This window comes from Perlabentimonas gracilis, from assembly GCF_011174675.1.
Classification (GTDB): Bacteria; Bacteroidota; Bacteroidia; order Bacteroidales; family Tenuifilaceae; genus Perlabentimonas; species Perlabentimonas gracilis.
In genome coordinates this window covers 49,733-61,586 of record NZ_JAANIG010000029.1, presented here as the reverse complement: position 1 = coordinate 61,586, position 11,854 = coordinate 49,733, and the positions used below count along the sequence as shown (strand labels likewise).

8 protein-coding genes are annotated in these 11,854 nt (G+C 43.5%); 2 read left to right on the top strand and 6 right to left on the bottom strand.

The window, feature by feature from the left end; all coding sequences use genetic code 11:
* Positions 1 to 910: 910 nt before the first annotated feature.
* Positions 911 to 1,546: a LysE family translocator gene (locus G8O23_RS12555; protein WP_166365350.1), complete on the bottom strand. Its 636-nt coding sequence runs from the start codon at positions 1,544 to 1,546 to the stop codon at positions 911 to 913.
* A gap of 163 nt (positions 1,547 to 1,709) precedes the next feature.
* Entirely contained in the window at positions 1,710 to 3,128 is a 1,419-nt protein-coding gene (locus tag G8O23_RS12550) for an aldehyde dehydrogenase family protein (RefSeq protein WP_166365348.1), read from the bottom strand.
* Positions 3,129 to 3,269: 141 nt separating this feature from the next.
* Here G8O23_RS12550 and G8O23_RS12545 point away from each other — a divergent pair, with 141 nt between their 5' ends.
* Positions 3,270 to 4,433, top strand: a complete 1,164-nt coding sequence (locus tag G8O23_RS12545) for a lipoprotein N-acyltransferase Lnb domain-containing protein (protein ID WP_166365346.1) — start codon at positions 3,270 to 3,272, stop codon at positions 4,431 to 4,433.
* Between the two features lie 53 nt (positions 4,434 to 4,486).
* Here the strand turns inward: G8O23_RS12545 and G8O23_RS12540 are convergent, their stop codons facing one another.
* The 4 genes from G8O23_RS12540 to G8O23_RS12525 form a co-directional block, all read right to left on the bottom strand.
* The gene (locus G8O23_RS12540; protein ID WP_166365344.1) at positions 4,487 to 6,082 is read right to left on the bottom strand and encodes a M28 family metallopeptidase; all 1,596 of its coding nucleotides are present in this window, start codon (positions 6,080 to 6,082) and stop codon (positions 4,487 to 4,489) included.
* 138 nt (positions 6,083 to 6,220) lie between these two features.
* Positions 6,221 to 8,248 (bottom strand): protein-disulfide reductase DsbD family protein, encoded by a 2,028-nt coding sequence (locus tag G8O23_RS12535; RefSeq protein ID WP_166365342.1) that lies wholly within the window; start codon positions 8,246 to 8,248, stop codon positions 6,221 to 6,223.
* 162 nt (positions 8,249 to 8,410) lie between these two features.
* Entirely contained in the window at positions 8,411 to 9,961 is a 1,551-nt protein-coding gene (locus G8O23_RS12530) for an Rne/Rng family ribonuclease (RefSeq protein WP_166365340.1), read from the bottom strand.
* A 242-nt stretch (positions 9,962 to 10,203) separates the two neighbouring features.
* Complete coding sequence (locus tag G8O23_RS12525) at positions 10,204 to 10,488, bottom strand: HU family DNA-binding protein (protein WP_166365338.1); 285 nt, start codon at positions 10,486 to 10,488, stop codon at positions 10,204 to 10,206.
* A gap of 136 nt (positions 10,489 to 10,624) precedes the next feature.
* Between G8O23_RS12525 and mutY the strand changes: the two genes are divergently transcribed.
* Positions 10,625 to 11,710 carry an A/G-specific adenine glycosylase gene (gene mutY, locus G8O23_RS12520; RefSeq protein WP_166365336.1) on the top strand — a complete coding sequence of 362 codons (1,086 nt, stop codon included), beginning with the start codon at positions 10,625 to 10,627 and terminating at the stop codon, positions 11,708 to 11,710.
* The last annotated feature ends 144 nt before the right edge of the window (positions 11,711 to 11,854 follow it).

The following is an 11,854-nucleotide window of genomic DNA, read 5'->3' as shown; positions in this document are numbered from 1 at the left end:
CTACTTCAGCTTTTCGCTTTGATGTCCAGTAACTGTTCTTTTTCATACCGTCAGAAATTTAGCAATTTTTCTGCTCGGTTTTAATTGGGGCTAATATAATCTTCAATCTTCAATCTTCAATCTTCGGTCTTCGGTCTTCTGTCTTTAAACTTTAAACGCAAAGACACTAAGGCGCAAACGCTTTATGTTTAAACACATAAAACTATACTTTCTAATGTATTAAAGACGCAACCACACTCTTTAGGCATTTAAAACTCTAGGCACTTTGTGAACTTTCTCATTGGTCTTAAATCTTAAATCTTCAATCTTAAATCCTCAATCCTCAATCTTCGGTCTTCTGTCTTCTGTCTTTAAACGCAAAGACACTAAGGCGCAAACGCTTTATATTTAAACACATAAAACTATACTTTCTAATGTATTAAAGACGCAACCACACTCTTTAGGCATTTAAAACTCTAGGCACTTTTTGAACTTTCTTATTGGTCTTAAATCTTAAATCTTAAATCTTAAATCCTCAATCTTCAATCTTCGGTCTTCTGTCTTCTGTCTTTAAACGCAAAGACACTAAGGCGCAAACGCTTTATATTTAAACACATAAAACTATACTTTCTAATGTATTAAAGACGCAACCACACTCTTTAGGCATTTAAAACTCTAGGCACTTTTTGAACTTTCTTATTGGTCTTCAATCTTAAATCCTCAATCTTAAATCTTAAATCCTCAATCCTCAATCTTCGGTCTTCGGTCTTCTCTCGTTATGCTTCGCATCCCCTCGTCAATTATTATCTAAGATGTAGGCATTGTAAATCCACCCACACACAAATATTGTGGTAGTGCCGAATAGTTTAAATTCTCGTTTGCCTAAAAACCATCGGATTCTTTGATGGCAAAAAAAAATGGAAAGCCAAATCTACTCCCAAAATAGGCGAAGAAGCCCAAATATTGCCACAGCACCCAATGTAAATATCACGGCACCGGAGAGCTTATTGATCCACCAAAGTTGTTTGAGCCTAAACTTATCACGGAAAATATTAACCAACGTGGTAAGGATATACCACCAAAGCATTGCGCCAATAAAAACGCCACTGGTTGCAACAAGCGATAATAATATATTTTCGCCCTCAACAACAACACCAAGCGATGCGAAAAGGGCAATGAATAGAAAAACAGCTAACGGGTTGGTAATGGTAACCAAAAGAACCGATAGGTAATCTTCCAAAAGATTATTCTGCTTACGCTTATGCCTCCGTAGCTGCCGGACTGGATTTGTGTAAAAAATTTTGATGCCAAGTCCAAAGACAATTAATCCGCCTATTGCCTGAAAAATTACTTGTTGTTCCTGAATAAAACTAATAATAAAGGAGAGGCTAAACCCTGCTATGGCTGCAAAAATTGTATCGGCACTGGCAGCTCCCATGCCGCTTAAAAAGCCGCTGAGTTTCCCCTTGTTAATGGTTCGCTGAATGCATATAATCCCAATAGGGCCCAAAGGGATTGAGGCCAGTAGCCCAACAATTATTCCTTTGATTAAAAGCGTAAAAATCATCGATTTGCAGCCAAGTATGAGTATGAAAAAATCGCGTAAAGATAAATAAACATTACAGAATAATAGCTTTGATTAGCAAGAATTAGACCGTTAATTGGATTCCTAAGTAATATAACTTGTAACAGCTTATAGGTTGAATATTAGTGTGCGTTTTGAAATAATTTTATACCCCTCTCACGAGTATTCTAGGCTCCATCATATCATGCATGGCATACTTCACCCCCTCGCGACCTAGCCCCGAATCTTTAACCCCTCCGTAGGGCATATGGTCTACTCTAAAGGTTGGCACATCATTTATTACTACTCCTCCCACCTGCAACTCGTTAAATGCAGTATTTTCCTCATCAATTCTATTGGTAAACACCCCAGCTTGTAATCCAAATGGTGAGTTATTGATAGCATCAATGGCCTCGGAGAAGTTACTGTAGGGTTCAACAATTACAACCGGCCCAAAAACCTCCTGTGCACACACTTTCATAGCCGGCTCAGTATTGGTAAGTATTGTTGGCAGGAAAACCCCTCCCTTTACCCTACCACCTATAACCAGCTTGGCCCCATCGTTTATGGCCTCATCAACCCACTCCTTCACGCGCAGTGTATTGGCCTCGTCTATCATTGCCGAGATATCGGTTTTAGAATCCAAAGGATCGCCAATTACCAGTTCCGCTGTCCTTTTGGCTAGGCCTTCAATAAATGTATTGAATACCGATTGATGAACATAAATTCGTTGGGTATGAATGCAAACCTGCCCAGAGTAAGCGAATGCACCCGAAAGGCACTTGCCAATGGCCGTATCAATATTTGCCGTTTCGGTTACAATTACACCTGCATTACCACCCAGCTCAAGTACAACCTTCTTTTTGCCAGCCATCTCCTTCATTTTCCACCCAACCTGGGGCGAGCCCGTAAAGGTTAGCAGATTAAAACGAGGATCGGTAACCAGCTGATTGCCCGATTCCCTATCCATTGGCAAGATGCTTAGAGCACCCTTGGGTAACGAGGTTTGGTAAGCAATTCGGGCAAGAGCCAATGCCGATAAAGGAGTGCTCCTTGCTGGCTTAAGAATTATAGGACAACCAGTAGCAATGGCAGGAGCAATCTTATGCGATGTTAGGTTAAGCGGAAAGTTAAAAGGCGAAATACCAGCCACAAGCCCCACAGGGAAATACTTAACAAGCCCCTCCTTCCCTTTCCCGGCAGGAGTCCAGTCGAGTTTAATGTATTCGGCAGGGGGGCGTTTACACTCCTCGGCAGCAATCCTGTATGTTTGAATAGCCCTATCGACCTCACCAAGGGCATACTTTAAGGGCTTGCCTGCCTCCAAAGCCAGAATTTTGGCCATATCATCGCGTTCGCGCTCCATCCCGTTGGCTATTCCATGCAAAATTTCTTGCCGTTGGTACGATGGCATGTTCGCCATCTCCCTTTGGCAGGCTTGTGCCATATCAATAGCCTCCTCCAGCTCGCTGGTTCCCGCTAAGGAACAAATGCCCGCGAGTTTACCATCAAAAGGGCTTTTAACCTCAATGGTATTGGGTAAATTGCGAAAATCTCCGCCTATGCATACTCCCTGTGTAATCATATCAAGCGTCTTTTACTGCGAAAATAACAAATCTTTAGCTAAGGGTAAGTCGAAAATTTAGAATTACCTTTAACTTTATGCCTCTTTTAACATCCATTAAACTATAAAGTACTGCATATGCAAAGGGTATATCTGTTTATTTTGATTTTCGGACTCCTACTCCAAGCCAACCTCAGGGGCAACGCCCAGCTACCCGATGTGGCCTTAACCGAAGATGCAATTGTAAGCCTACTAACATGCTCGCAGGGCGAGGAGTTGTACTCCATATTTGGGCATAGCGCCATAAGAGTATATGACCCAAAGGTAGGCGTAGACTGGGTTTTTAACTATGGAACCTTCGATTTCTCCGATCCTAAGTTCTACCCCAACTTTGTGAAGGGTAAGCTAAACTATATACTTTCAGTCTCCACCTACCGAAACTTTGAGCATACCTACATTTTCGAAGATCGCTTTATTTACGAGCAGGTGCTGAATTTAAATCAGCATGAAAAGCAGCTGCTCCTCGACTCGCTAAAAATTAACTACCTACCCGAGAACAGGTACTACCTATACGACTTTCTGTTCGACAACTGCGCTACGCGCATACGCGATATTTTTGTTGAAGCAATTCCTCGTAACATTACGTTCGACTACAGCAAGCTCGACGGAACCAAGAGTTTTAGAGATTTGCTAATGCCAAACGTGATGGAAAAACCTTGGGCAAAGCTGGGCATCAACCTTCTACTCGGGGTATCGGCCGATAGGCCTGCTCGCGCTTGGGAACACATGTTTTTGCCAGAGCATATGCTAACCGCTTTTGCCTACGCAACCATTGAGACGGAGAATGGCAATATACCGCTAATGCAGGAGCCAATGGTACTACTAAAGGGAAGCGATATACCCAAAAGTAGATTTAGAAACGCCCCGTTAATGGTATTTACATTAGTTTTACTTCTGGCTGCACTTGTAACATTCATCAACCTAAAGAAAGGGCAAAACTTTTTTTGGTTCGACAGAGTTCTGTTTGGTCTGGTGGGACTACTGGGGATTGTGATTGCGTTCCAATGGTTTGGCTCGGACCATACAGTAATGGCCAATAACTACAACCTTATTTGGGCACACCCCATACACCTAGTGGCTGCAATACTTTTAACCATATCGAGGTTTAAAGGCATAATACGATACTACTTTGGGGTTAATACTGTGCTTATGCTATTGCTACTTGTACTATGGTTCGTTCTACCACAAGCGCTCCCGTTCCCAATGTTCCCATTGGTTGCAGCCATGGGCTTACGATCAGCAGTGCTGTACAAACGGCTAACATAAAAAAAGCGGATGAGTAATGCCCCATCCGCCTTTGTAATATTCATTCTATTTAACTACCTCCGTCTCCTTCGGCTAGTATTCTCGGGCTCGGGTTGCTCCTCTTTCCAGTACCCCTCGCGCGATAGCAGGTGGTCGAGATTAGCAATTCCGTAAACCACTATGGCGGTTACAATGGATGTGTGCTCCTGATACTCGGGAATACTCATATTGTACAAGTCGCGCTCGGTATGCCAAATCTCCCTGTAGTTAAAGTCGTAGCCCTTGGGATCGGTTGTGCCAAAGCTTAGGGTAGGCACTCCTGCTACTGCAAACGGGCCGCTATCGGTTCCCCAAGCCACCTTTGGACGTTCCATAGGAGGCCTTTCGGTTACTGTAAAAGGGAAATCGGGATTGATATCATTCAGCGGTTCACACACTTTTTGAATATCCTCCATCATGGCGGCGGTAACGCTTAAGCTGCTGGCCACCGTAGGCCCACCATCGCGGTTAAACATATTTGATACCTTATCCAACTTGTCGTAATGGTTCTCAACCCAGTGCCTTGATCCCAACAGGCCAAACTCTTCTCCGGTCCATAGGCATACCAAGATAGTTCGCTTGGGTTTTCCGCCAGCCTCCATAATTAGCCTTGCGGCTTCCATAGCCGGTGTAACGCCTGAACCATTATCGACACCGCCCGTTGCCACATCGAAAGCATCAAGGTGTCCACCCATTATAACGTACTCATCGGGAAACTCGGTGCCAGGAATTACTCCAATAACGTTATGGTATGGAATGGGCCCCATACGGAAATGGTTACGAATATCGAACTCGAGGAAAAAGCGCTGGCGCTCCTTGGCCATCTGCTCAATTACAGCAAACTGGTGCTCATCGAGCTTAATATCGGGTACTTGCGGTAAATTATCGAAGGTGAAGTTCATATGGTTCTTCCTATCGTACAGTGCAACTATAGGATTTGATGCCGATTGGATAATCCCTAGAATTCCTGCCTCCACCATCTCCTTGTAGAAAAGGGCAGGCTCCTCCTTTAGGGGCAAAAGTTCTTTGGGCGGTATGTTGGTGTTCCTATTGGCTCTATTCTCGCGTCTAATCTCATTATTCTGTTTGTCAATCTGCTCATTCTCGGCAATTATCTCAGCACGCCTTTTGTTGCCCTCCTCGGAAACGTCAATTGGCCAGCCATCGCTTTTGCCTGCTATTAGCACCCAAGCCCCGCATAGCTTGCCCTTCATACGCTCAAACTCCGCACGCGATTTTGGCTCTAACATAACGTGCCCAATCTGCACTCCTTTAGTACCAACGGTATACGACGGAGTTGCAAAGTGAAGTGTCATCCCATTATCGCTAAGCATACGGCCAAACCAAGGACCACGGTTGAAGCCAACGGGCAGTGTACCCACCTCCTCAATTATCACCTCCATACCCCACTCACGAAACTTTTGCGCAGCCCATTTCTCCGCTGTAGCGTAACCATCAGAACCTATTAACCTGCCTCCAATTCTATTGGAAAGCACATCGAGGTGCTGCATAGTACGATTATCGGTTTGGCCAATCTCAATTATTCGGTCGATAACTGGGTCGCGTTGAGCCTGTACACTACCCAAACATAACAAAAGGATAGCAGTGGCAACAAGGAGAATCTTTTTCATACGGGTAAGATTTGTGAATTAGTTTGTAACCTATTAGAACACTTTTCTGAATTAGAGTTTAATCTGGGGCTGATATAAACCGAAAGAGCGTCAGTTCAGTGTAACCGACGCTCTTCCGAGTTGTGCTATGCGAACCGTTTATCCACCAATTTGGATTGGTTGAATATTTCCAATTGTCCCGGTAGATTTGAACTGCTCGATACCCTTGTCCAAAAACTTTATAAACTCATCAACATTGGTGTTAAAACCATAGGGAGCGGTAAGTAGCTCCTCATCATTTCCAAGGAGCACGTAGTATGGCTGGCTATTCACGTTGAAACGCGATATCTGAAAATCGGCATTTTTTCGACCAACCGTATTCTTAACCTTTCCGTCAACCGTTGATGTTACCCACTCGTCCTCAGGTAGCTTGGTACGCTCATCTACATAAAGCGCCACCACCACAAAATCGTTTTGCAAGCGCTGTAGTACCCTGGGGTCGCTCCACACCCTTTGCTCCATCACCTTACAGTTTGAGCAGGCATGGCCAACAAAATCGACAAACAGGGGTTTGTTCTGTTCCCTTGCACAGGCTAAGGCCTGATCGTAATCGAAGTAACCCTGGAGGCCGTGGGGCAGATGCAGAATATCAGCATACTTGGGCTCTTCGCAAATGGTTGATTTATCCTCTACAGCTGTCACCCTTTGCTGTCCAATCATTCGCTCAAGGTCGAAACTGTGTGTTGTTTTGGGAGGGATAAGCCCCGACAACCCCGATAGTGGTGCACCAAACATACCGGGCAATAGGTACACTACAAATGAGAACGATGCGATAGCAAGCAGCATACGGAAGAAACCTATATGCTCAACTTTTGAATCGAGCTTAAACTTGATTTTGCCAAGTAAGTAAAGCCCCAGCATAGAGAAGATAACAATCCAGATGGCTAGATAAACCTCACGCCCGAGAATCCCCAGGTGGTAAGTTAAATCGATGGTCGAAAGGAACTTCATACCAAACGCCAGCACGATGAAGCCAAGGACAATCTTAACCGAGTTGAGCCAACCGCCCGATTTGGGCAGCTTGTTTAGCCATGATGGAAATATAGCGAACAGCGTAAAGGGTATGGCAAATGCCAGCGAGAACCCAAACATTCCCACAATGGGTTTCAAACCTAGTCCAGCAGCCGACTCAACCAGTATGGCCCCTACAATAGGACCAACGCATGAAAGGCTAACAATAACAAGGGTTAAGGCCATAAAAAATGAACCGATGAATCCGCCTTTCTCAGCTTGGCTATCAGTTTTGGTCGATAGGCTGCTGGGTAGCATAATCTCAAATAGCCCAAAAAACGAAGCTGCAAACACCATGAAAAGGATAAAGAATATTAGGTTTGGTAGCCAGTGCGACACCAATTGGTTAGCAAATCCTGCCCCTACGCTGGTAAGCGAAACCAACAGGCCAATTGATGAGTAAATCACAATAATGCTGATACCAAAGACAAAGGCATTAAGTATTGCGTTGAACCTATTCTTCTGCTTGTTCATAAAAAAAGAAACGGTCATAGGGATCATTGGGAAGACGCATGGCGTTAAAAGCCCTGCCAAACCTGCTGCAAACGATATGAAAAAGAAAATAAGGAGCGATGAATCGGTACCTTCCGAAGCTGGTGCTTCAGCGGTTTCTGTCTCAGCCACCGCAGCCTGCTGCTGCGAAGGTCTAGGAGCATCGCCTACAACCAGCGAAAAATCCTTGGTAAGAAAAATACACTTATCCTCGTAGCAAACTTGGTACTCTATCTCTCCTGTAATATTAGCTCCTGCCACACCTTCCTTAGGTTGTATACTTTGGGTAAACTGTGCGTATGCATCGAAGTATGCCAACTCCATCCCAAAAATCTCATCGAACTCGAGCTTAGCCTTGCTAAGGGTTTTTAGTTCTCCTACAACATCATACTTATCACTCTCGGCAAAAATAAAGGTGGTTGGAATTGGGCCACCATCGGGAAGATCCGATGAGTAAAGATGCCACCCCATATCAACTGTGGCCTCAAACACAATTTCATATTTCTGACCCTCTAATTGCTTAGATGAGAATTTCCAACTAACAGGATCTTCAATTTGCGCAAAGGCAAATTGTGAAGCCATTGTGATGGCCAGCAAAACTATTAACGAAAGTGATTTCTTCATCGATTTTATCTTTAATTAGTTAGCGTATTGAATCGTAACAAACATAGTAATTAAAAGTTCAAGCAAAAGTATTAAACCATTTTAAAATGGCAAATAGAAGTTGCTTTACCTGATGAGGCAAAAAAAAGGCCGCTGTAGCTAGCAGCGGCCTTAGGGTTGGTCTTATAAATCTATTTCGTTGTCGTGTTGATCAAGAAAATGATACTCCAAGAATGTGTAGGACGAGATGGGCACAACCTTAAGCGTGCACTTGTACTTTCGTGCCCATTTAAAACGCTTACTAATTAACCCTTTGGTAAGATAGGCCGCAAGGTAAGGGTGAGTTTTAAGGATTAAACTTTTGATCTCCTTCTCGTTCACCAGAAAAGCAAGCTTATTTTCTATCTGCTCGTCGAGCAGAACGGTAGGAGAGACCTCTCCGGTACCTTTACAGGTGGGGCATTTCTCCAATGTCGCCACATGCATTTCGGGTCTAACCCGTTGCCTTGTAATTTGCATCAGGCCAAACTTACTTAAGGGAAGAATGTTGTGTTTAGTTCTATCCCTGCCCATAAGTTCCTTCATCCTATCGAACAGCATTTGCCGGTTTTCGTTCTGATGCATATCGATGAAGTCGACCACTATAATTCCCCCCATATCCCTGAGCCTAAGCTGCCTAGTAATTTCATCTGCAGCTGCAAGGTTTACCTCAAGGGCATTCGTTTCTTGGTCGTTGCCCGCCTTTGAGCGATTGCCGCTGTTCACGTCGATAACGTGCAACGCTTCGGTGTGCTCAACTATAAGGTAAGCTCCGCTTTTAAAAGAAACGGTTTTGCCGAACAGCCCTTTTATCTGCTTCTCAATTCCAAAGTTTTCGAAAATGGGTACTTTACCGTTATATAGCTTAACGATCTTCTCCTTTTCGGGGGCAATGGTACCAATGTACTCTTTAATGTCGTTGTAAATCCCGTCGTCGTTAACGTATATGCTGTTGAACGAGACGTTAAGCATGTCGCGTATTATTGCCGAGGTGCGTTTAAGCTCGCTAAGCAATATCCCGGGAACAGGCGTTGTTTTAATCTTATCGAATGCTGTATCCCACTTCTTAATTAGGCTGCGGAGCTCAGCATCGAGAATTGCAACCTTCTTCCCTTCGGCTGCAGTACGAACTATTACCCCAAAATTTTTGGGCATAATACTCTCCAGTAGGCGCTTAAGGCGTTTGCGCTCTTCGGGCGAGGTAATCTTTTGCGATATGGAAACCTTATCGGAAAATGGGAGCAGCACGATATTTCTACCGGCGATAGAAATTTCGGAGCTTAGTCGTGGCCCTTTGGTTGAGATGGGCTCTTTGGCTATCTGAACCAGCACCGTTTGCCCTGAGTTTAGCACGCTGGATATCTTACCATCCTTATCAATCTCGGGCTCTAGCTTTGTTTTGGAGATCGGGGTAGCTTTCCCCTTCTTGGAGTTTGCTGTTTGAACCAGCTTGTTAAATGACCTGAAGTGCGGCCCTAGATCGAGGTAGTGAAGGAAGGCATCCTTCTCGTACCCTACATCTACAAACGCCGCATTTAGCCCAGGCATTATTTTCTTGACCTTACCCAAATAGATGTCGCCAACCGAAAACTGAACGTTGCTTTTCTCCTTGTTGAGTTCCACAAGTTGTTTGTCCTCAAGCAGAGCGATGGCAACTTCAGATGATCGTACATCAATAAGCAGCTCTGTATTCACTGTGAAAAATATTTGTGAGTTTCGGTAAGGTGTTATAAACAATACCAACCTAAAGAGCACTACGACTCCTTAGGTTGGATAGTTAGGTTAAATAGGCTCGCCAAAATAGTTGCTAAGCACTATTTCTTCTTCTTATGACGGTTTTTGCGCAAGCGTTTCTTCCGCTTGTGTGTTGCCATCTTATGCCTCTTTCTCTTCTTTCCGCTTGGCATGGTATTATAATCTTAGGTTGATAAAAAAAATTACTTAACGTGAGACTTCACCTTGTTCACAAAAGTTTTTGCGGGCTTGAAAGCGGGGATGAAATGCTCAGGTATAATAATGGTAGTGTTTTTTGAAATGTTACGGGCAGTTTTCTGCGCACGCTTCTTAACGATAAAGCTACCAAAACCTCTTAGGTAAACATTCTTCTCCTTTACCAGAGAATCCTTAACTGTCTCCATAAAGGCCTCAACTGTCTTTTGAACAGTTACCTTTTCGATTCCAGTATTCTTGGAAATCTCGTTTACGATATCTGCTTTTGTCATTTTAAAAAATCTTTAATTATCAATAAATTAAGGTTAGAAATCTCAAATCGGACTGCAAATATAAGTCTTTTAAATTGATAAATAAAAAACTTTACAACTATTTTTGTGGAAATTAAGCTCATTAACAATTGATTTAATGGATTTTAAAAGCATCCTTACTGGCTGGTACAAGCAAAATCGACGCGATTTACCATGGCGCAGCACCAGTAATCCCTACTATATATGGGTGTCGGAAGTTATTCTACAGCAAACCCGAGTTGCTCAGGGATTGGCTTACTACCAGAGATTTACAAACACCTTCCCGACCATATATGATTTGGCCAATGCCCACGAGGATACAGTGCTAAAAGTGTGGCAGGGATTGGGGTACTATACTCGCGCGCGGAACTTACACAATGCAGCCAAGCTAATTGTAAATCAACACAATGGCAAAATTCCGCCAGAATACAGCGAACTAATCAAGATTAAAGGGATTGGTGATTACTCCGCAGGTGCCATTGCATCGTTTGCGTTTAAAAAAGCTGTTCCGGCTATAGATGGCAACGTATACCGTATCATTGCGCGTATATTTGGTGTATTTAGCCTACCCACTTCGGCTCAAGGCAAAAAAGACTTTCACCAAATTGTAATGGACTTAATGGACAAGGAAGCTCCCGACACCTTTAACCAAGCACTACTCGACTTTGGTGCATTACAATGTGTACCCAAAAGCCCAAAGTGTGGCGATTGCCCTTTTCAGGATTACTGCTATGCTTACCGGAACAACATGATCGATTCGCTCCCGGTTAAAGGGAAAAAGTTGATCCCTCGCGACAGGTACTTCACATACCTTCTTATACAGTTCGGATACAACACCTTTATTTCCAAACGTAAGTCGAAGGATATTTGGCATTCGCTTTACGAATTTCCACTTATTGAGACCGAAAAGGCGCTCTCGCCCAACCTGCTACATAAGCACAAGGCGCTGAAAGAATGGGTTGGCACAAAAGGGTATACCATAATATATATATCCGATATGGTTAAACACCTGCTAAGCCACCAAACCCTTCACACTCGGTTTGTAATCATTCGGATTGACTCCATTTCCAAAAAGCTATCCCAGGAGTGCACCATGGTGCCAACGTCCGAAGTTAGCCACTACTCCACCCCCAAGCTTATCGATAATTTTTTGGCTGCAGAACCAGCTGCCAAATATTTTCTGTCTCCCCAAGATTTTCACTAGCCTGCCTCCTTACTCTTTCTTTAGAATCGATATAAATAAAGCAACTGACCTCTTTTTGTTTGATCAATTATTCCTTTAAAAAATATAAAGTGTTATTATTACACTTTATATTTTTGGGGAAATATTTCAAGCAATATTCGATGG

Bases quoted from the DNA above. Each gene is read 5' to 3' on its own strand.
- G8O23_RS12535 (WP_166365342.1), bottom strand. From the start codon at position 8,248: ATGAAGAAATCACTTTCGTTAATAGTTTTGCTGGCCATCACAATGGCT.
- G8O23_RS12550 (WP_166365348.1), bottom strand. From the start codon at position 3,128: ATGATTACACAGGGAGTATGCATAGGCGGAGATTTTCGCAATTTACCC.
- G8O23_RS12525 (WP_166365338.1), bottom strand. From the start codon at position 10,488: ATGACAAAAGCAGATATCGTAAACGAGATTTCCAAGAATACTGGAATC.
- G8O23_RS12555 (WP_166365350.1), bottom strand. From the start codon at position 1,546: ATGATTTTTACGCTTTTAATCAAAGGAATAATTGTTGGGCTACTGGCC.
- mutY (WP_166365336.1), top strand. From the start codon at position 10,625: ATGGATTTTAAAAGCATCCTTACTGGCTGGTACAAGCAAAATCGACGC.
- G8O23_RS12540 (WP_166365344.1), bottom strand. From the start codon at position 6,082: ATGAAAAAGATTCTCCTTGTTGCCACTGCTATCCTTTTGTTATGTTTG.